At 65.3% G+C, this 20,823-nt stretch carries 20 protein-coding genes; 10 read left to right on the top strand and 10 right to left on the bottom strand.

Translation table 11 applies throughout. The features are described from left to right. The 4 genes from CH251_RS24535 to phoU all read left to right on the top strand — a co-directional run. Positions 1-502 (top strand): acyl-ACP desaturase (locus CH251_RS24535; protein WP_179273652.1); only part of this gene is annotated, 502 nt, incomplete at its 5' end. Between the two features lie 93 nt (positions 503-595). Then, positions 596-1,735 carry a tRNA dihydrouridine synthase DusB gene (gene dusB, locus CH251_RS24530; protein WP_094615505.1) on the top strand — a complete coding sequence of 380 codons (1,140 nt, stop codon included), beginning with the start codon at positions 596-598 and terminating at the stop codon, positions 1,733-1,735. A 118-nt stretch (positions 1,736-1,853) separates the two neighbouring features. Beyond that, positions 1,854-3,776: an LCP family protein gene (locus CH251_RS24525; RefSeq protein WP_094615504.1), complete on the top strand. Its 1,923-nt coding sequence runs from the start codon at positions 1,854-1,856 to the stop codon at positions 3,774-3,776. 66 nt (positions 3,777-3,842) lie between these two features. Continuing rightward, positions 3,843-4,517, top strand: coding sequence for a phosphate signaling complex protein PhoU (gene phoU / locus CH251_RS24520; protein ID WP_094615503.1), 675 nt, complete (start codon positions 3,843-3,845; stop codon positions 4,515-4,517). 135 nt (positions 4,518-4,652) lie between these two features. On the opposite strand, the gene pstB is transcribed toward phoU, so the two are convergent. From pstB to CH251_RS24490, 6 genes are all read right to left on the bottom strand, one after another. Beyond that, on the bottom strand, positions 4,653-5,429 hold the full coding sequence (pstB, locus tag CH251_RS24515; protein WP_032395896.1) for a phosphate ABC transporter ATP-binding protein PstB: 777 nt from the start codon (positions 5,427-5,429) through the stop codon (positions 4,653-4,655). Between the two features lie 37 nt (positions 5,430-5,466). Continuing rightward, positions 5,467-6,375 carry a phosphate ABC transporter permease PstA gene (gene pstA / locus CH251_RS24510; RefSeq protein WP_094615502.1) on the bottom strand — a complete coding sequence of 303 codons (909 nt, stop codon included), beginning with the start codon at positions 6,373-6,375 and terminating at the stop codon, positions 5,467-5,469. A gap of 3 nt (positions 6,376-6,378) precedes the next feature. Further along, on the bottom strand, positions 6,379-7,416 hold the full coding sequence (gene pstC / locus CH251_RS24505; protein WP_032395898.1) for a phosphate ABC transporter permease subunit PstC: 1,038 nt from the start codon (positions 7,414-7,416) through the stop codon (positions 6,379-6,381). An 87-nt stretch (positions 7,417-7,503) separates the two neighbouring features. Further along, on the bottom strand, positions 7,504-8,604 hold the full coding sequence (gene pstS, locus CH251_RS24500) for a phosphate ABC transporter substrate-binding protein PstS (protein ID WP_094615501.1): 1,101 nt from the start codon (positions 8,602-8,604) through the stop codon (positions 7,504-7,506). Between the two features lie 204 nt (positions 8,605-8,808). Beyond that, positions 8,809-9,714 carry a mycothiol synthase gene (gene mshD, locus CH251_RS24495; protein WP_094615500.1) on the bottom strand — a complete coding sequence of 302 codons (906 nt, stop codon included), beginning with the start codon at positions 9,712-9,714 and terminating at the stop codon, positions 8,809-8,811. Beyond that, a complete protein-coding gene (locus CH251_RS24490; protein ID WP_094615499.1) occupies positions 9,715-10,476 on the bottom strand; it encodes a response regulator transcription factor in 762 nt (253 codons plus the stop codon). A 130-nt stretch (positions 10,477-10,606) separates the two neighbouring features. Here CH251_RS24490 and CH251_RS24485 point away from each other — a divergent pair, with 130 nt between their 5' ends. The 5 genes from CH251_RS24485 to CH251_RS24465 all read left to right on the top strand — a co-directional run bounded on the left by CH251_RS24485 (position 10,607) and on the right by CH251_RS24465 (position 13,723). Further along, positions 10,607-11,386, top strand: a complete 780-nt coding sequence (locus CH251_RS24485) for an LmeA family phospholipid-binding protein (RefSeq protein WP_094615498.1) — start codon at positions 10,607-10,609, stop codon at positions 11,384-11,386. Then, a complete protein-coding gene (locus CH251_RS24480) occupies positions 11,383-11,802 on the top strand; it encodes a thioredoxin family protein (protein ID WP_094615497.1) in 420 nt (139 codons plus the stop codon). The genes CH251_RS24485 and CH251_RS24480 overlap by 4 nt, the downstream gene beginning before the upstream one ends. A gap of 253 nt (positions 11,803-12,055) precedes the next feature. After that, on the top strand, positions 12,056-12,541 hold the full coding sequence (locus CH251_RS24475; protein ID WP_094615496.1) for a DUF4395 domain-containing protein: 486 nt from the start codon (positions 12,056-12,058) through the stop codon (positions 12,539-12,541). A 38-nt stretch (positions 12,542-12,579) separates the two neighbouring features. After that, positions 12,580-13,416: a sulfurtransferase gene (locus CH251_RS24470; protein ID WP_068049880.1), complete on the top strand. Its 837-nt coding sequence runs from the start codon at positions 12,580-12,582 to the stop codon at positions 13,414-13,416. A gap of 1 nt (position 13,417) precedes the next feature. Continuing rightward, positions 13,418-13,723 (top strand): DUF1416 domain-containing protein, encoded by a 306-nt coding sequence (locus tag CH251_RS24465; protein ID WP_094615495.1) that lies wholly within the window; start codon positions 13,418-13,420, stop codon positions 13,721-13,723. 78 nt (positions 13,724-13,801) lie between these two features. On the opposite strand, the gene CH251_RS24460 is transcribed toward CH251_RS24465, so the two are convergent. Beyond that, positions 13,802-15,298 carry a cutinase family protein gene (locus tag CH251_RS24460; protein ID WP_094615494.1) on the bottom strand — a complete coding sequence of 499 codons (1,497 nt, stop codon included), beginning with the start codon at positions 15,296-15,298 and terminating at the stop codon, positions 13,802-13,804. 372 nt (positions 15,299-15,670) lie between these two features. Between CH251_RS24460 and CH251_RS24455 the strand changes: the two genes are divergently transcribed. Then, positions 15,671-16,324 (top strand): FABP family protein, encoded by a 654-nt coding sequence (locus tag CH251_RS24455; protein WP_094615517.1) that lies wholly within the window; start codon positions 15,671-15,673, stop codon positions 16,322-16,324. Positions 16,325-16,501: 177 nt separating this feature from the next. Here the strand turns inward: CH251_RS24455 and CH251_RS24450 are convergent, their stop codons facing one another. The 3 genes from CH251_RS24450 to cydB are packed head-to-tail and all read right to left on the bottom strand — an operon-like array spanning position 16,502 to position 20,818. After that, complete coding sequence (locus tag CH251_RS24450; RefSeq protein ID WP_094615493.1) at positions 16,502-18,103, bottom strand: amino acid ABC transporter ATP-binding/permease protein; 1,602 nt, start codon at positions 18,101-18,103, stop codon at positions 16,502-16,504. Next, positions 18,096-19,784 (bottom strand): thiol reductant ABC exporter subunit CydD, encoded by a 1,689-nt coding sequence (gene cydD, locus CH251_RS24445; RefSeq protein ID WP_094615492.1) that lies wholly within the window; start codon positions 19,782-19,784, stop codon positions 18,096-18,098. Before cydD ends, CH251_RS24450 begins: the two co-directional genes overlap by 8 nt. Then, positions 19,781-20,818: a cytochrome d ubiquinol oxidase subunit II gene (gene cydB / locus CH251_RS24440; RefSeq protein ID WP_094615491.1), complete on the bottom strand. Its 1,038-nt coding sequence runs from the start codon at positions 20,816-20,818 to the stop codon at positions 19,781-19,783. Before cydB ends, cydD begins: the two co-directional genes overlap by 4 nt. Between the last annotated feature and the right edge of the window lie 5 nt (positions 20,819-20,823).

Raw genomic sequence — 20,823 nt, 5'->3', positions numbered from 1 at the left:
GCACTCGGTCGCCTACGTGACCTTCCAGGAACTCGCCACCCGCGTCTCGCACCGCAACACCGGCAAGGTCTGCGACGATCCGATCGCCGACCGCATGCTCCAGCGCATCGCCGCCGACGAGAACCTGCACATGATCTTCTACCGCAACATCACCGGCGCGGCGATGGACATCGCTCCCGACCAGACCCTCGACGCGGTCTCCGACATCGTGACGAACTTCGTCATGCCCGGTGCAGGCATGCCGAACTTCCGCCGCAACGGTGTGCTGATGGCCAAGCACGGCATCTACGACCTGCGGCAGCACCTCGAGGACGTCGTCTGGCCGGTCCTGCGCAAGTGGAGCGTCTTCGAGCGCAACGACTTCACCGCACGCGGTGAGAACAAGCGCGAGGAACTCGCCGCGTTCCTCGAAGACCTCGAGCGGCAGGCCACCAAGTTCGAGGAGATGCGCGATCGCTCCCTCGCCCGCGAACGCGCGAAGGCCGAAGCACGCGCGTCGTAAGCTCAGATCGGCTGGTGTGCCCGGTACCGACTTCGGTACCGGGCACCCTTTTTTCTCCTGACAGTTCTCCCTCCGTTCCAAAGGCTTGTTTCCATGACACTGCAGATCGGCTCGCTGGAGTTGCGCAGCCCCGTCGTCCTCGCACCGATGGCCGGCGTCACCAATGTGGCGTTCCGCACTCTGTGCAGGGAGCAGGAGTTGCAGCGGGCGGGCAGTACATCGGGTCTGTACGTGTGCGAGATGGTCACGGCACGCGCGCTCGTCGAACGCCAGCCGGCGACGATGCACATGACGACCTTCGGCCCCACCGAGACCCCGCGGTCGCTGCAGCTCTACACCGTCGATCCGGACACCACGTACGCCGCGGCGAAGATGATCGTCGACGACGATCTGGCCGACCACATAGACATGAACTTCGGCTGCCCGGTTCCGAAGGTCACCCGAAAGGGCGGCGGTGCTGCGCTGCCCTACAAGCGGAACCTGTTCGGTCGCATCGTCGCTGCGGCCGTCAAGGCGACCGAGGGCACGGACATTCCCGTCACCGTCAAGTTCCGCGTCGGCATCGACGAGAACCACCACACCCATCTCGACGCAGGTCGAATCGCCGCAGACGAGGGCGCGGCGGCAGTGGCACTGCACGCCAGAACTGCCTCGCAGCGTTACTCCGGCACCGCCGACTGGAACGAGATCGCGCGACTCAAGGAACATGTCTCCGGCATCCCGGTGCTGGGCAACGGCGACATCTTCTCGGCGTCCGACGCGGTTCGCATGATGGCGGAGACCGGGTGCGACGGCGTCGTCGTCGGACGTGGTTGCCTCGGTCGGCCCTGGTTGTTCGCAGAACTCAGTGCCCGCCTGAACGGCAGGCCCGAGCCCACTCCACCCACCCTCGGCGAGGTGGCCACCATCATCGCTCGGCATGCCGAGCTGCTCGCTCAGCATCACGGTGAGAGCAAGGGTCTGCGTGAGCTGCGCAAGCATGTGTCCTGGTATCTCCGTGGCTTTCCCGCGGGGTCGGATCTTCGGGTCTCGATGGCGTTGGTGTCGACACTCGCCGAGCTGGACGATCTTCTGGCGCAACTCGATCCGACCGTTCCGTTTCCCAAGGACGCCGAAGGCCCCCGTGGTCGGCAGGGCTCGCCGGGCACGGTTGCGTTGCCCGACGGTTGGCTCGACGATCCGGAGGACGTCTGTGTTCCTGCCGGTGCCGACCTGATGCATTCCGGCGGCTGATTCGCGGCTGACCAGCCGCCCACCTCGCACGAGTGGACCATGCCGCTCGAGTCAGTACTATGGCTGGGATTGCCGAGTTGACGGCGCGTGCGTGTGATGGAAGGCCAGGTTCGAATTCGTGGGAGACGATCGAGAGTCGGGCCCGTCTGTGCCCGAGGGTCGCGCCCCATGGGAGCGCCCGCTGTCTTCAATCGGACGTTCCGGACAGCGCCCCCCTCGCTCCGAGCGCCCTGCGACACCGGACCCGGAGCAACCGCCGCAGCCCGAAGACAGCGGCAGGCTCGGCAAACGATCACCGCGTAACGCCGACACCGTCTCGGTGGCCGAGTTGGTGGACAAGATGTCGCGCTCGGGATCGATGCGGCGGGTGCCTGCCGAACGTCCCGAAGTCGAAGAGCCGACCGAGGTCATCGCCCCCATCACCGAATCCACTCCCCCGCCTGCCCGGGCAGTGCCGCCGACTCCGCCGCCGCATGCGGCACCCGAATCCGTAGGTGCGCCCGCGGCCGATCGCCCGGCTCTGACGCGATTGGCGATGAGCCGGGTACGTCGACGCCGTCGGGTGCGGATGATCGGCCGAAGCCTGGTCTCCCTCGTCGCGATCCTGGCGGTGGCTCTGACCGGAGTGGTGTGGGGATACCTACGCAACACCGATCAGGGATTTCTCCAGGTCGCCGCTCTCGATCCCGATTCGACCGACGTCGTCGACGCCGCAGGGCAGTACGGCGACGAGACGTATCTGATCGTGGGCACCGACACCCGTGCCGGTGCCAGCGGCGAGGTGGGAGCCGGAACCGTCGCCGACGCGGAAGGATCGCGCTCGGACACCGTCATGTTGGTCAACATCCCTGCCGACCGCAGTCGCGTCGTCGCGGTCTCCTTCCCCCGGGACCTGGATGTGACGCGGCCGGAGTGCGAGCAGTTCGACAACATCACCAATACCTACACCGGGGAGATGTTCCCCGAGGCCTACGGCGACAAGCTCAACGCCACCTACGCCCTCGGCGGCCCGAAGTGTCTGGTCAAGACCATTCAGAAGATCTCGGGCCTGCGGATCGGACACTTCGTCGGGATGGACTTCGCCGGGTTCGAGTCCATGGTCGACGAGGTCGGTGGTGTGGAGGTCTGCACGGCGCAACCCCTGTTCGACTACGAACTCGGAAACGTCCTTCCCAACGTCGGAACCCAGCGCATCGACGGCCGGACCGCACTGAACTACGTTCGGGCTCGCAACGTCGAGTCCGAGGGCAACGGCGACTACGGCCGCATCAAGCGACAGCAGCGTTTCCTGTCGTCACTGCTGCGGTCCGCGCTCTCGAACAACGTCCTGCTCGACCCCGGCAAGCTCAACGGTTTCGTCAACGCGTTCACCTCGGACACCTTCGTGGAGAACGTCAAGACCCAGGACCTGGTGACGCTGGGACGTTCGCTGCAGAACGTGGACGCCGGTGCGGTCACCTTCCTGACCATCCCGACCACCGGCACCAACGACTACGGCAACGAGATCCCCAACGACGACGCGATCGGTGCGATCTTCCAGGCCATCATCGACGACGCTCCGTTGCCCGGCGAGGAACGCGCCGAGCCGGTCACACCCGACGCGCCCGCACCTGCCGCAGTACCCGACGCGCCGCTGTTGGCCGTGGACCCGTCGACCGTGTCGATTCAGGTGTCCAACGCATCCGACATCGCCGGGATGGCGCAGACGGCGTCCGACGAACTCGCGGTCTACGGATTCCAGATCCTGACGGTCGGCAACTTCTCGGGCACCGCGGCCCAGACCGTGGTGCGTTACTCGCAGGATCAGGAGGCGGCTGCGGCGACGGTCGCGTCGGCGATTCCCGGCGCTGCCATCGAGCTGGCACCGAGCCTGAACAATGTCGTCGAGGTCGTGCTCGGCTCGAACTATCCCGGATACACCCAGTATCCGACGGCATTCGGTACCGAAATCGATCCCACTCAGGTGGAAGGAACCACCCAGAGTGCGCCCCTTCCGGAGGATCTCTCGTACACCAACGCCGCCGACGACACGTGCGCCTGACTTCATTCATGCTCCGTTAACCCTCGGGACAGAGAACTGGTCGGAGTGACCTACTAAACTTCGCTCATGCGCGTCGCCTACAACGAACAGATGAACGAGCTTGCCGATCTCCTCGGAGAGATGGCGAGCCTGGCTGGTGCGGCCATGGAAAAGGCCACTCAGTCCCTCCTTCAAGCAGACCTGGTGCTCGCCGAGCAGGTCATTTCCGAACACGACAGGATCACCGAGCTCAGCGCGGTGTGCGAGGAGAAGGCCTTCACCCTTCTCGCCCTGCAGGCTCCGGTCGCAGGCGATCTCCGTTCGGTGGTGGCCGGCATTCAGATCGTTGCCGACATCGACCGTATGGGCGCACTCGCACTGCACGTCGCCAAGATCACCCGTCGCAGGCACCCGAACCACGCCCTCCCCGAGGTCGTCAACGGGTACTTCGCCGAGATGGGTCGCCTGGCCGTTCAGATCGGTGCTTCGGCCCGTGAGGTCCTCGAGACCCGCGATCCCGAGCGCGCTGCGAAGTTGCAGGAGGAGGACGAGGCGATGGACGATCTGCACCGTCACCTCTTCACGGTGCTGATGGACCGCGAGTGGAGCCACGGCGTCGCCGCTGCAGTGGACGTGACCCTGCTCGGTCGCTTCTACGAGCGATTCGCCGATCACGCCGTCGAGGTCGGCCGTCGAGTGATCTTCCTGGTGACGGGTGAGCTGCCCGCCGACCTGAGCCACAACAACATTCCCACCTCGTAGGACCACCCTCGTCGAGACCGAGTGGCGCTGCGCTGCAGCGCTACTCGGTTCTCGCATCGGAACGACACGCGCAGACACGCACGAAGAACCCCCGCCGAGCTTTCGCTCGACGGGGGTTCTGTCGTCGGTGTGTGGTTATCCGAAGCGGCCGGAGATGTAGTCCTCGGTGGCCTTCTGCGTCGGGTTGGAGAAGATCTTCTCGGTGTCGTCGATCTCGATGAGCTTGCCGGGCTTACCGGTTGCCTCGAGGTTGAAGAAGCCGGTCTGATCGCTCACACGTGCGGCCTGCTGCATGTTGTGCGTGACGATCACGATCGTGAAGTCCTGCTTGAGTTCCTGGATCAGGTCCTCGATGGCGAGGGTGGAGATGGGGTCGAGAGCCGAGCACGGCTCGTCCATCAGCAGAACGTCGGGCGAGACGGCGATCGCGCGAGCGATGCACAGACGCTGCTGCTGACCGCCGGAGAGGCCGCCGCCGGGCTTGTCGAGGCGATCCTTGACCTCGTTCCAGAGGTTGGCACCCTTGAGCGAGCGCTCGGCGATCTCGTCCAGTTCCTTCTTGCCGCGGCCGCCCTGCAACTTCAGGCCGGCGACGACGTTGTCCCGAATCGACATCGTCGGGAACGGGTTGGGGCGCTGGAAGACCATGCCGATGGTGCGACGCACACCCACGGGGTCGACGCCGCTGCCGTAGATGTCCTCGCCGTCGAGCAGCACCGAACCTTCGACGCGGGCACCGGGAGTGACCTCGTGCATGCGGTTGAGCGAACGCAGGACGGTCGACTTACCGCAGCCGGACGGTCCGATGAACGCGGTGACGCTGCGCGGCGGTACGGCCAGAGTGACGTCGGAGACGGCATGGAACTTGCCGTAGTAGATGTTGACGTCCTTGAGATCGAGACGCTTTGCCATGTTCTTCGTTCCTTAGATTTCGCTGGAGTCGAGTGGGTCAGAAGTTCTTGGGCGAGAAGAACTTCGAGACCAACTTCGCGCCGATGTTGAGTATTGCGACGATCAGGATCAGCGTCAGGGCTGCTCCCCACATGCGCTCAGCGGTGAGCACGCCGGTTCCTGCTTTCTGCAGGTCGACCATCATGAGCGGCAGAGACGTCTGCGGCCCCTCGAAGATGTTGAAGTTGATGGCGGTGGCCGATCCCACCAGGATCAGCACCGGTGCCGTCTCACCCATCACGCGGGCCAGGGCGAGCATGATTCCGGTGACGATGCCGGACAGGGCCGTGGGGATGACGATCTTGGCGATGGTCTTCCACTTCGGGACGCCAAGGGCGTAGGACGCCTCGCGCAGGTCTTGCGGGACGATGCGCAGCATTTCCTCGGCCGAGCGCACGATCACGGGGATCATCAGGAGCACAAGGGCGAATGCGACGGCGACACCGGAGCGCTGGAATCCGAAGGTGGCGATCCACAGTGCGTAGATGAACAGGGCCGCGACGATCGACGGAACACCGGTCAGAATATCGACCATGAAGGTCGTCACTCGAGCCAGTCGTGTACCGGCCCCGTACTCGACGAGGTAGATGGCTACGAAGATGCCGATCGGGATGGAGATGATGGCGCAGAACAGTCCTTGCAGGAGTGTTCCGACGATGGCGTGGTAGGCACCGCCGCCTGCGATGAACTGGGTGACGCCGGCCTGCGAGTTCTGCCACCAGGTGGGCGAGACCACGGCGGACAGTCCGCGCGAGATCACCGTGTAGAGCACCCAGATGAGCGGAACGAGTGCGACGAGCACCGAGAGGCTGACGAGGATCGTCGCCGTGAGGTTGGACGCTTTACGCCGAGCGCTGACGCCCTGGAACGTCGGTTCCTTGACGGGCTTGTCCATGGTTGCGGTCACGGGTCAGTCCTTCTTTCCGGCGATGGCGGCGCGGGCACCGGCGTTGACGACGAAGGTGAGGATGAAGAGCACCAGACCCGCGGCGATGTAGGCGCCGGCTTGGAGCGGGTTGTTGAACTCGCCCGCGGCCAGCGCGATCTTCGTGGCAAACGTGGAACCGCCGTCGAACAATGTTCCGCCGAAGGTTGCCTGAGTGCTGCGGATGATGATGTAGAGCGCGATGGTCTCACCGAGTGCACGACCGAGACCGAGCATGGAGCCGCTGACGTAGCCGGACTTTCCGAACGGAATGACCGTGGTGCGCACAACCTCCCAGCGGGTGGCTCCGAGGGCGAGAGCTGCTTCGATCTGCCCCTTCGGCGTCTGCATGAAGACCTCGCGAGTCACCGCTGCGATGATCGGCAGGATCATGACCGCGAGCACGATGCCACCGGTGAAGATGGTGCCACCGCCTGCGATGGAGACCGAGCCGGTGCCGAAGAGCGGGAACCAACCCAGGTTGGCGTTCAGCCACTCTGCGAACGGGCTGATGGCGGGCGCGAGGACGTACAGGCCCCAGAGGCCGAAGACGATCGACGGAACTGCGGCCAGGAGATCGATGACGTAACCGAGCGGTCCCGCGACTCGCTTGGGTGCGTAGTTCGTCAGGTAGATGGCGATGCCGAGTGCGACAGGCATCGCGAGGATCAGCGCGAAGAGAGACACCGTGACGGTGACCAGGAAGAGATCGAGAACGCCGAACACCATGGCCGAGGTGTTGGAGGTGTCCCACGCGCCGTTGTAGGTCAGGAAGTTGACCGTGTTGTTCGACAGTGAAGGGATGGCACGCCAGAGCAAGAAGATGCCCACGGCGGCGATCAGGGCGATGATGAAGATGCCCGAGCCCTTGGCGAGGCCGGAGAAGATCCTGTCACCGGGACGTGTGACGGTCCCCGTCTTGTTCTTGTCTGACAATTGTGGTTCTTCCGGTTTGTGCGCGGCACCCGCGGTGGGCACGGTAGCCGCAGAGGGGACGCCGGTCATCGAGTGGGTGTCGCTCATACCGCTCACTGTCTCGTGTGGAGGTCGAGGACGGTCCTGCTTCGGCTCGCGTTGCCACGAGCCGAAGCGGGGTTACGTCTCATTGAATCAGGCGATTGCTTCGATAGCGGTGGTCAGACGCTCCTTGAAGGACTCGGGGAGCGGCACGTAGCCGGCTTCCTCGAGGCCCTGCTGACCCTCGTTGGCTGCGCTGAGCAGGAACGACTTGACTGCTGCCGAGGTCTCGGGGTCGTAGCCCGCCGAGCAGACGATCTCGTAGGTTGCGAGAACCAGCGGGTAGGTCTCGGCTTCGTTGCTGGCGTACAGCGCGTCGATGTCGATGACGAGGTCGTTGCCCTCGCCGGAGAACGTTGCCGCATCGATGGCTGCGGCAGCCGACTCGGTGGTGAGCTCGACCGGTCCGTTGCCGAAGTCGACGGCAGCCGTGCCGAGGCTCTCCTGATCGGCGAAGCCCTTCTCGACGTAGGTGACCGAGCCGGGGGTAGCTGCGACTGCCTGGGCCACGCCCGAGGATCCGTTGGCACCTTCGCCGACGCCGCCGGCCCAGTCGGAGCTGTGGTTCAGGGTCCACGCCTCGGGAGCCGAAGCGGCGAGGAAGCGCTGGAAGTTGTCGCTGGTGCCCGAGGAATCGGAGCGGTAGACGGGGGTGACCGGGGTGGACGGCAGGTCGACGCCCTCGTTGAGTGCGGCGATGGCGGGATCGTTCCAGGTGGTGATCTGGCCGGTGAACATGCGCGCGATGACGTCCGGGTTCAGCGCGATGTTGTCGACGCCGTCGAGGTTGTAGGCCACGGCGACCGGTCCGAAGACCAGCGGAAGGTTCCACGCCGGATTGCTGTCGCAGCGGGTGGCCGCCTCGACTGCCTGCTCGTCCTTGATCGCGGAGTCGGAGCCGGCGAAGTCGACCAGTCCGGCGACGAACTGCGTGCGGCCGTTACCCGAGCCGCTGGTGGTGTACTCGACTGCCTTGCCGGCGCACACGCCGGAGTAGATCGAGGTGAAGTTGGACATTGCGTTCTGCTGCGCGGACGAGCCTTCGCCGGTCAGCGGGGATTTGCCCTCGCAGGTAGCCGACGAGTCGGATGCGCCGTCCGTGGTGGCGACGTTGGCGTCGCTACCGCATGCGGTCAGCAACATGGCACTGATGGCCACTGCACTCATGAGAGCACCGTTGCGCTTGAGGTTCACCTGTTTCCTCCGGGGAATCTGTAGGCCGTGTCCACGGCTCGGACCTGATCGGCCGCGCTGTGACTGTGTGGGTGCCGGCTCGAGAACAGAACCTCGCACCAGGCGGCGTAGGTTGCCGCCCATGGAGAAAGGTAAGGGCAGGTGGTAGACGTTTACCCCCGCGTGGGTGAACGGGAGATGAACACCGCAGTTGGTATGTCCGTTTCACGCACCGCGCGCGTACGCGGCGTCCACGTGGTAGTTCTCGAAACCCAGCTTCGTGTAGGTGTGCACGGCAGCGGTGTTGTCGGCCTCGACGTAGAGCATGATCCGGCCCAGTTCTCTGTTGCGTAGGTAGTGCAGGCCGGCCAGCGTGAGCACTCGACCCAGACCGCGCCCCTGCGACTGCGGGTCGATGCCGACCACGTACACCTCGCCGATGGCCGGTTCCACGCCGTCGGCCGGGTGGACCTTCGTCCAGTGGAAACCGAGGAGGCGGTCACTGCCCTCCTCGAACGCCAGGAACAGACCGGCCGGATCGAACCACGATTCTTCTCGTCGTGCGTCGATGTCGCGATCGGTCCAGCCACCCTGCTCGGGATGCCAGGAGAATGCCGCGTTGTTCACGCGGAGCAGCTCGGCATCGTCCTGATGTCCCCGATAGGTTCGGAGTGAAATACCATCCGGCACAACGACATCCGGAAGTTCTGGATGCTCGGACGCGCGGCGCATCTGCAGCAGCTCGCGAACGACCTGCAGCCCGAGCCGCGCTGCGACGGCCTGCGCGGCGGGTAGGTTTCCGTGCGCCCAGATACGAGTGTCCGAGCCGATATCGATTGCGCGAGAAACCAATTCGCGTCCGACTCCGCGGCCACGGAAGGAAGGATCGACGACGGCCTCGGCCATCCCGTCGGCGATTCCCACGTAGCCGACGACACGATCACCCTCGGTGGCGACGAACCGAACGACCTCGTCGCCGTCGTCGACGGTCTTCACGGCCTGCTCCGACAAGGGCGCAGTGCCGTCGGCTTCCGTTGCGCGCGAAAGGATTCGATGAATCTCGTAGGAAACTCGGGAAGACGGTGCTCCGCCGTCGATCGAATGGACGTCGAAGGCAGGATCCGAACTCATCTACGAGAGCGTACTCTCTTGCTCGAACTCGAAATCCGCATCGTCGGAATCCCCGTCGGCAGCCTCCGATGCCACCGGTCCACCCTTGGCGTTGCGGGCCGGACGAACAGCCTTGTATCCCACGTTGCGCACCGTCCCGATGAGCGACTCGTACTCGGTACCGAGCTTGGCGCGGAGGCGTCGAACATGGACGTCGACGGTGCGAGTGCCACCGAAGAAGTCGTAGCCCCACACTTCCTGCAGGAGCTGCGCGCGGGTGAAGACCCGACCCGCATGCTGAGCCAGATACTTCAGCAGCTCGAATTCCTTGTAGGTCAGGTCGAGCGGACGACCTCGTAGTCGCGCGGTGTAGGTGCCTTCGTCGATGACCAGCTCGCCGAGCGTGATCTTGCCCGAGGTCTCCGGGCTGGCGACTCCCCCGCTACGGCCGACCAGCAACCGCAGTCGCGCGTCGAGCTCCGCGGGTCCGGTACCGGGGAGCAGGATGTCGTCGAGGCCCCAGTCGGAGTTCACCGCGACGAGCCCGCCTTCGGTGAGAACTGCGACGACGGGGATGGCCGATCCGGTACTTCCCAGCAGGCGACACAGACCACGAGCAGCAGCCAGGTCGGTGCGCGCGTCGACCAGTGCGATGTCTGCCGAACCGGCTTCGAGAAGCGAGGACACCTCGGTGGGCACCGGGCGTACGTGATGCGCCAGGAGAGCGAGGGACGGCAGAACGCCCTCCGGATTGGGATCGGAGGTCAGTAGTAGGAGCTCCACTGCGTCTCCATTCTTACTGCTGGCCGGTCCAGCCCAGGCTGGATTGGAGTGATCGTCAAGGACACAGACTAGCTTGTCCGTACAACCGGCCGAAGAGGGCAGTACGCGATCCGTCGGTCACAATGGACCCGTGCGCACACTTCTCATCGGACTCGCCAGCCTGCTGGCCCTCGCGCTCGTGGTGGATTTCGGCGCTGCGGCCTACTCGGAGTACCGAGTCTCCCGCGCGATCCGCGCGGGCGGTGAGCTCACCTCGGATCCTCAGGTGATCGTGCACGGCTTCCCGTTCCTCACCCAGGCGGCGGACGGCCGCTACCAGAACATCGAGATCCGAGCGCAGGACGTGCCGACCGAATACGTCGGCTCGACGACGATCGAGGCCAATCTCCGCGGCGTGCACATCGCGCTGTCCGACCTGATCGACAACAACGTGCGGGCGATCCCGGTGGACGAGCTCGACGGCCGCGTCCGTATCGAGGCGACGGACCTCGGTCGGTTCCTCGGCATCGTCGACCTGCAGGTTTCCGCGCCGCCGGCCGACAAGTCGGACGGGACCGGCGGTTCCGGCGGGTCGGGCAAGACCACGACCGGGGGCGTCGTGTTGACCGGAACGGTTCCGGTCGGCCCCCTCGAAACGACGGTGAGCGTCCAGGCCGACCTGTTGCTCGAAGGTGACAGTGTCGCCATCGTCGCGTCGGACTTCTATTTCGGTCCGGAGGGTCAGGCAGATTTCTCGATTCCCGATTTCGCCAAGCCCACGGTGCTGGGACTGTTCACCAAGACCATCGAGCGGCAGAGTCTGCCGTTCGGGCTCCTCCCGACCGACGTCTACGCGGAGGGCTCGCAGATCGTCGTCGAAGGATCGGGCGAGAACGTGACCATCGACCTCAACGAGATCGAGAAGCCGTGACAGGGATCACAGTTCTGGTCGTCGTGGCGATCCTTGCCGTCGCTACCGGATTGTTCCTTCGCAGCCGATCCGGCACCGTGCGCGCAGTGCGGACCACCGACTCCGAGACCGACGCTCTGTACCCGCTCCTGCTCGACGCGGGTGCCACGACCGACTCCGCGACGGTGCTGCACTTCTCGGCGGACTGGTGCGGACCGTGCGCAGCCGTGCGACGCGTAGTCCAGCAGGTGCTGGACGGCCGAAACGATGCCCGGGAACTCGAACTCGACATCGACGCCCATCCCATCCTCGCCCGCGAGCTGGGCGTGCTGTCACTGCCCACGACGTTCGTCCTCGACACCGCACTGCAACGGCGCTCCAGAATCGCGGGTGTGCCGTCCGCGGCGGCGCTACGGTCGGCGCTCGACGACCTCTGACCTACCCTGCCGGGACCGGCGGTAGGACCCGCCGCTGGTTACGGGTAGGATGCTCTTCGTGTTCTCCCGCCACGAGCTGATGCTCACCAGTCGACGCACGGTTGATCTGTGCCGACTGGGCGGTTGTTGCTGTCGCTGCTGCTGATTTCCTTCTGCCGCCACGCCGATGCGTGATGTCCGGCCCCATGATCGAAATCCACGTCCGAGCACTGCCGATGCGGCGTGTCCCGGCCTCGCACAGGAGTACATCTCGATGTCGACACCCGACACCAGAACCACCGACCACACCACCGTCGACCAGGTCGATGTTCGCGGACCACGCTTCGCTGCATGGATCACCACCGCCGTTCTGGTCCTCGTTCTCGTCCTCACCACGTTCTCGGTCCCCGCGGCAGCAATCCTGCTCGGGCTACAGGCGATCGTGTTCGGAATCGGAGCCGTCCGCGGACCCAAGCACAGTCCGTACGGCACGATCTACGCGACATTCGTCGCGCCGAGGCTCTCCCCCACCAGCGAACGCGAGCCGGTGGCACCGTTGAAGTTCGCTCAACTGGTGGGCTTCGTGTTCGCCGCCGTCGGAGTTCTCGGCTTCGCGCTCGGCGCTCCCGTCGTCGGCACCGTGGCGGCGGGCTTCGCGTTGTTCGCGGCCTTCCTCAACGCCGCGTTCGCGGTGTGCCTCGGCTGCATGATCTACCCCCTCGCTGCGCGACTGCGAACCACCTCGCGCACCACTGCTTGACCTTCACCGATCCATAGAGAAACACCGAAAGGAACACCATGGCTCGCTCCGACGTCCTGGTCTCTGCCGACTGGGCCGAGCAGAACCTGAACGCACCGAAGACCGTCTTCGTCGAGGTCGACGAAGACGCAAGCGCCTACGACGGCGGACACATCGAAGGTGCGGTCAAGCTCGACTGGCGCAAGGACCTGCAGGACCCGGTTCGCCGCGATTTCCTCAACCAGGAACAGTTCTCGGACCTGCTGTCGGCCAAGGGCATCAGCAACGACGACACCATCGTCCTGTACGGCGGAAACAACAACTGGTTCGCCGCCTACGCCTACTGGTACTTCAAGCTGTACGGCCACAAGGACGTCAAGCTCATCGACGGTGGACGCAAGAAGTGGGAACTCGACGGCCGCGCGCTGTCCAAGGACGTCGTCAGCCGTGAGACCACGCAGTACCGCGCCGAGGCTCCCGACCTGTCGATCCGCGCGTTCCGCGACGAGGTCATCGACGCCATCGGCAACAAGAACCTGATCGACGTGCGTTCGCCCGACGAGTTCTCGGGCAAGATCCTCGCCCCGGCTCACCTGCCGCAGGAACAGGCCCAGCAGCGTGGCCACGTGCCGTCCGCGATCAACATCCCGTGGAGCACCACCGCCAACGAGGACGGCACGTTCAAGTCCGACGAAGCGCTCGAAGAGCTGTACAAGACCAAGGGCTACGACGACAGCAAGGCCACCATCGCCTACTGCCGCATCGGTGAGCGTTCGAGCCACACCTGGTTCGTCCTCAAGGAGCTCCTGGGCAAGGAAGACGTCAAGAACTACGACGGCAGCTGGGTCGAATACGGCTCTCTCGTCGGAGCACCCATCGAGCTGGAGGTTCACTGATATGTGTGGAGCACCCGTACAAGGCCAGACCATCCCCGCAGGCGTCGACGTCGAGAAGGAAACGGTCATCACCGGCCGCGTCCTCGCAGGCGACGGTGAGCCGGTAGCAGGCGCGTTCGTGCGCCTGCTCGACGGCAGCGGCGAATTCACCGCAGAGGTCGTCGCGTCGGGAACCGGCGACTTCCGTTTCTTCGCTGCTCCCGGACAGTGGACGCTGCGTGCACTGTCGGCATCGGGCAACGGCGACACCGTCATCGCTCCCGACGGCGCAGGCGTGCACTCGGCCGACGTCACCGTCGGAGTCTGATTCCGCCCGTTCGTATCGAACGACGAAACCCCCGCACCTGCGAGCAGGTGCGGGGGTTTTTCGGTCTTCCGGAGGCTCCTAGTTGGGAACGGGTGCCGGGGCTGCCGGGTCGGGAACCGTCGAGTACTGCGGCGGGAACATCCCTTCCGGTACCGGAATTCCCTGGGATTCGAGGAACGCACCGAGATCGCTGACCCGAGTGACAGTTCCGGGCTCCGGCAGCAGGCGAGATTCGGGTGCGGTCTCGGGGGCGGGGGTTTCCGGCGTCGACGTCTGTGGCCCGGTCGCGTCCTTCTTTTCGCGTTCGGTGCGTGCAAGGTCGGTTATCCAAGCGACCATCTTCTCGCTCTCCCACTCGTACCCGTCGTTGGGGTCGTTGTACCAGTACGACAGGTGCTGCAGGAAGCCGAGCGCCAGGTAGGGCCCGAGCACGACATCGGCGATGCCCTTGTTGTTCTCCTCGAACCCGGTGGCCTCGGCACGGAGCTTGGCTTCCACGGTCTCGGCACCGGGCCCCATTGCCCAGTTGAGATCGGCGAGGAGCTGCTCCGGGGTCAATGCGTCCACCGCCTGCTGATCAGCGACGGTGTAATCCACATCCGCCACCCTCACCAAGACCTGCAGCAGAGTCTCGTCGGAGGTGAACCATGATTTGTCGGTGGCGATATCGACGATCGCACGCGAAGCAATGGTCGTCACTGCGCGCGCGAAGTCGGACACGGTCTGTACCGGGTTCAGGACGGTCAGCCGCATCTGCGAGATGATCTCGAGGGCGAGCTGCAGAAGTTCGATGTCGTCCGGAGCGTCGCACGCCAGATCCCACGGTCGGCACGACCAGGTGACCTTGTCGGTCAGCGTTCCGTAATCCCGCGGTGACTGGTCCATGAAGCCACCGAGCGATTCACCCGGCTCGTCACCGAAATTCGGCACCCCGGCCGGGCGGTAAGGCGAACCGACCATGATCACGCCTGCGATGTCGTCGCCGTTCACCAGGGCACTCGAGTCACGCGTGCCGATCTCGGTGGACAAACGATCGAGTACCTCGCCGCCGACGCTGTATCCGAGGAGTACGAACTTGGTTCGGTCTCCACACTTGACCTTGTACTCGTCCATCAGACGATTGGTCGTTGCGACACCTTCCACGATCGACTCGTGGTAGGTCGGCACGTTGTCCAGAACGTCGAAGCCGTACGTCGAGGCGTACGGGACGTAGAGCCAGCCGACGGTACCCGGGCTGTCGGCATTCGCCTCACCGACCGGGACCGTCACGTTCCCGACCCAGTTCGACGCGACAGTGGACGCCTGCTCGGCCAGAGGATTGCGGTCCGACGCCGAGTCGGTGGCACCGGACACCGCCAGCACCAGCACATCGGGGCAGTCCTGCGCGTAGTTGTTGGGGTCGATGTTCGGGCCCTGCGAAGACCCGAAGTCCGACGACCCCGAGTCCGACGATCCCGAGTCCGGAGCGGCGAGCGCAGCTGCGGGAGCGGCGAGCGCCAACGCCAGAGTGACCACCCCGGACCTGAACAACACGGATCCGAACGACGATGTCAGAGCCCGTTTACGACGCAGCATTGTTGCGGAGACCTCCCCAGCCTTCGAGACAGAACACAGTGAAAACCGTCGAGCACACGCCCTCGAGCGCCCGACGCCCCTCGAAGAAGGTACCTGCTCGCCGGGATTTCTCCACCACTACGAGTGATCCAGCGCACTGACGACCCCCAAGTTGGGTAGATGTCACCAAGGACACAGCTCGGATTCGGGCCGCTGTTCTCGATGACGATCACTGCGGGTTAAACTCGCACTCGTGGTCATCTTCTTCGAGTTGTTGCTGGTGCTTGCGGCAATAGCCATCATCGCGTTCTCGCTGTACGTCGTCTACCGACTGGTCAACGACGAATCGTGACAGAACCGGTCGCGGGGCAACCCGGCAATGCTGACGAGGGGTTGGACAAACCCATCACCAGCGGAGACGAAGCGATAGCGGCTGCCGAGCAGAAATTCGCCGAGGCGTCGACGCGCAATGTTCCGGTGCTGCCGGACATCCCGCATCCCGACGACACGGCCAACGTCCGACTCGGGCCCGATCTGCACCCGTCGATGCTCGCTCTGCTCCCGCTCGTCGGCGTGTGGCGCGGCGAAGGCGAGGGTCACGACCCCGAGTCCGGTACCGACTACCCCTTCGGCCAGCAGATCGTCGTCACCCACGACGGTGGCAGCTACCTGAGCTGGGAGTCGCGTTCGTGGCGTCTCGACTCCGATGGAAACTTCGCACATCCCGATCTCCGCGAGACCGGGTTCTGGCGCATGAGTGGGGGCGACGGCGTCAAGGGTTCCGACAACGAAGAGGTCGTCGAACTTCTGCTGACCCACAGCACCGGGGTCGTCGAGCTGTACTACGGTCATGCGCTCACCCAGTCGTCCTGGGAGCTCGCCACCGACGTCGTCATCCGAAGCACCTCGGGTGCACTGGTCGGCGGAGCCCGGCGGCTCTACGGCATCGTCGACGGCGGAGATCTCGCGTACGTCGAAGAACGCGTCGTCGCCGACGGCCCACTGGCACCGCGGTTGTCCGCGCGCCTGGCTCGCTACATCGGCTGAGCATCCTTCTTCTCGCCGCATGCGAACGGCCCCCGAGCCATACCTGCTTTCAGGTCCCGACCGGACAGGTCGGGGGCTCGGGGGCCGGGTAGCTGCCTGGGATTCGCCTGCCGCTCGCGCGGTCTTCGCAGTGAATCCGTCAGCGATTGCGGCTAGCTGACAGCCACCTCACGCGTCCTAGAGTTCATCAACTTCAGACCACCTCCTCTCTCGTGTACTCCCAACGTACGCCGGAGATTCCGAGTCGGCAAAGAGTTTTTTCGCACGGTCCGGGCCGAGGTCGATCACCTGGTCGGCGTCGGTGTTCTCCGGCAGTTGATGGGTGACGACCACCACGGTTCGGTCGGCCCGGAACAATCCTCCTTCGGTGGTGAGCAGCTCGCGCAGTATCGATTCGCCGGAGATTCGGTCCAGATGTTCGGTCGGCTCGTCGAGCAGCACGATCGGTGCAGTACTGAGCACAGCGCGCGCCAGCAGCAGTCTGCGGCGCTCTCCCCCGGATACGGCCTGCGCGCCGCCGACCAGGGTGGTGTGAACGCCGAGAGGCAAAGCGTCGAGCCATGAACCCAGGCCGACGCGTCGCAGCGCCTGCGATGCCTGTTCTTCGTCGACATCGCCGCGCACCACACGCAGGTTCTCCAGAATCGAGGTGTCGAACAGGTGCGCGTCCTCGGCGAACAGCGCTGCGTCCGAACCGCATTCCTCGGCGAACTCCCGCAGCATCGTGGACTTGCCCGATCCGCTGGGTCCGATGAGTGCGCTCCGCGCAGTGGTGCGGTTGAGTGCCCCAGAGGGCACGTAACCACGCCACTGCGGCGGAGCCGCATCGAGCATGGCGAGGATTCGAGTGGCCGCGATTCGACCACGCATCAGGGCGATCGCCGCCCCGGGGAGTGCCGCTGATGCCTCGAACGCGGCCAGCGGAACCAACACGATGATCGCCAGGGCCATCGGTGTCATACCGCCCGCGGTGCCTCCGGTCGGTCCGTACAGCCCGATGCCGACGAGCAAGGACCCGATCACCGAGGCACCGATCGACAGCGGGCCGGCGGCATCGGCCAGCGCCGACGGCCGTGCCGCCCGGTCGCGGGCCACCACCGAATCCCGTGCTGCCCCGCGGGCTTCGGCGAGCGTCGCGTCGAGTCGTCCGGCGACCCGCAGTTCCGCGGCGTGATCGAGGGCCCGGACGGCTGTCTCGGCGAACCGGGCATCGGCGTCGGCTCCCGCCTCTTCGGCGATCCGTGCCGACCGCGCCGCCAGGATCGGTGCGCCGACCCCGGCGATCAGCAACGACACCGCCAGGATCGACGCGGCAGCGGGCGAGATCCCGGCGAGCAGGCCCACGGATGCGAGCATCATCACGACGCTGACGCAGATGGGGACGATCGCGCGTACGACGACGTCGCCGAGCACGTCGACGTCCGCCCCGGTGCGAGCCAGGACGTCACCGCGCCGCAGAGCGAGCACGCCGTGTCCGTTCGCCAGTTGCTCGTAGATCCTCGTGCGCGCTGCCGTCGTACCGCTCAGGGCCGCGTCGTGCGTGGTCAATCGTTCGAGGTAGCGGAACACTCCGCGCGAAATACCCAGCGCGCGAACGGCCACCACTGCAACGGTCAGGTCCATCACCGGAGGCATCTGCCAGGCCCGGGTGATCAACCATGCCGACAGCGCGGCGAGAGCCAGTGCGCTGCCCAGGGTTGCCACGCCTGCGGCCACGGCCAGTGCCACCCGTCGCGGGGAGAGCTCGAACAGGGCCAGTGCGCGTTTCAGGTCAGACATGATCGAACTCCCGTGCCACCGATGAGCTGCTTCGCACCTCGACGACGCGATCTGCGGCGTGCAGCACCGAGCGTCGGTGACCGACCATCACCACGGTGACGCCCCGGTCGGCTGCGTCTCGAATAGCCTGCAGCACAGTCCTTTCGCTTGCCGTGTCCAAGTGCGCCGTCGGCTCGTCCAGTACCATCACCGGAGCATCGGAGACGAAGGTTCTGGTCAGGGCCAGGCGTTGCAGTTCCCCGAGGGACAGCCCCACTCCGCCCTGTCCGACGCGGGTGTTCCAGCCGTTCGGGTGCTCTCGCAGTACGACATCGAATCCCGAAGTGCGGCAGGCCGCGTCCAGGGCAGCGGCGTCGGGCAGACCGTGGAGCGTGACGTTCTCGTAGAGCGTGCCGGGAAGCAGCACCGGGCGCTGCGGCAGCCAGGCGACCTGAGCCCACCACCGGTCGAGATCGAGATCGACCACGGGAACGCCGCCGACGAGAACCGCACCGCTCGTCGGCGTCGTGAGTCCCAGAACCGCTTGCAGTGCAGTCGATTTACCCGAGCCGTTGGGACCGGTGAGCACCGTGATGGTGCCCGCCCGACACAGAGCACTCAGTTCCGCGGGAGCGTCGCCGTCCCGGCTCGCGACGGTGAGTCCGACGAGTTCGATGTCCGCGGTCGTGGCGTCGACGGTCCGGCCGCCGATCGGCTGTGTCGTACGCCGATCCAGGACTCGAAATGCACGGTCCGCGGCCTCGACGCCGTCCTCTGCCGCGTGGAACTGGGTACCCACGGCGCGCAGCGGGAAGTACACCTCGGGGGCGAGAATCAACGCGATGATGCCGGCTTCGAGCGTCATCTCCCCGAAGACCAAGCGCAATCCGATGCCGACGGCCACCAGCGCGACGCACAGGGTCGCGAGCAACTCGAGCACCATCGACGAGAGGAAGGCAACCTTCAACGCGCGCATGGTGGTTCGCCGATGGGCGTCGCCCAGTGCACGGATGCGAGCGGCCGGTCCGTGTTCGCGGCGCAGCGCGCGCAAGGTCGGCAGACCGGCCAGTAGATCGAGCAACTGCGCAGACAACCGGGTCATCGTGGAGAGCGTCGCCGCGGCTCGCCCCTTCGTCAGCAACCCGATCAGAATCATGAAGATCGGGATGAGCGGCAGGGTCACCGCGATGATCAACGCCGAGGTCACGTCCTGGGTGACGATGACGATCAGAACGAGCGGAGTGACGATGATCGCCGACACCAGCGCCGGCAGGTATCCGGTCAGATACGCCCGCAGACCCCCGATGGCTCGGGTCACGACGACGGCCAACTCTTCGCGCTCGCGGTCGAGCTCCCGAGGCTCGAATCGTGTTGCTGCGGTGAGTACCTCGACTTCGAGCTCGGCCACCACCCGTGACGTCGACCGGTGCGCGTAGCGGGACTGGGCTCCGGTTGCGAGCACACGGACGGCCACTGCGCCCGCCAGCACGGCCAGTTCGGTCGTCCAGGCGGACAGTGATCTGGCGGTCGGTTCGGTGATGACGCCTGCCAGCACACGTCCTATCGTCAACGCGCCCACGATGATGCAGAGCGTGACGACGGTCGACAGAGCGACCGTGACGATCAGATAGCCCCGCGCAGATCGAGAGTATTTCCACAGTCGGGGATCGACCGGTCCCCTCGTGCGAGCGGGCGCGGTCACGATTTCACCGTCAGTCCGATCGAATCCGGTATCTGAGCGCTCGAAATACGTTGGCGGAAGACCCAGTACGTCCACGCCTGGTATCCGATGACGACGGGTGCGGCGAAGGCTGCGGCCCAGGTCATCACTTTCAGCGTGTACGGGCTGGACGACGCGTTCGCGATGGTGAGATCGAACGCGGCATCCGTGCTGGACGGCATGACGTTCGGGAACAGGGAGGCGAACAGCAGCACCACGACCGCGACGATGGCAACGCTGGTGAACACGAAGGCCCAGCCTTCGCGCACTCTCGCCGTCAGTGCGACGACGAGGAGCAGTGCGACCGCTGCCACGCCGACGAGTACCCAGGTCCACGTCTTGCCGTAGGCGAGTTGGGTCCACAGAGCAAAGGTGCCGCCGACGAGAACTGCCGGAATTGCCAGTCGCGCTGCGATTTTCACCGAGTCCTCGTGCACGTCTCCGGAGGTCTTGAGTGCGATGAACACCGCGCCGTGCAGCGCGAACACCAGTGCCATCGTGGCTCCGCCGAGCAGTGCATACGGGTTGAGCAGATCGAAGAAGCCGGCGGTGACCTTCTTGTTCTCGTCGATGGCGACGCCGCGCACGATGTTGGCGAAGGCGACGCCCCACAGCACCGCCGGAACCCACGAGCCGATGCCGATGCCGATGTCGCAGCGTTTGCGCCACACCGGGTCGTCGATCTTGCCGCGCCATTCGATGGCGCAGATGCGCAGGATCAGTGCCACCAGGATCAGCAGCAGCGGCAGGTAGAAGCCCGAGAACAACGTTGCGTACCACTCGGGGAACGCTGCGAACAACGCACCGCCTGCGGTGATGAGCCAGACTTCGTTGCCGTCCCAGACCGGGCCGATCGTATTGAGAACGGCCCGCCTGCGCTTCTCCCCCGTCGCGGAATCGGGGTGCCTGCCGAGGATGGGCATGAGCATTCCCACGCCGAAGTCGAACCCTTCGAGCACGAAGTACCCGACGAAGAAGAAGGCGATGATGAGGAACCAGAATTCGGGCAGTGACATGGCTA

This window comes from Rhodococcus sp. 06-462-5 (assembly GCF_002258315.1).
Taxonomy (GTDB): domain Bacteria; phylum Actinomycetota; class Actinomycetes; order Mycobacteriales; family Mycobacteriaceae; genus Rhodococcoides.
The sequence above is the reverse complement of the archived record's forward strand: the minus strand, read 5'-3'. Positions and strand labels throughout refer to the sequence as shown.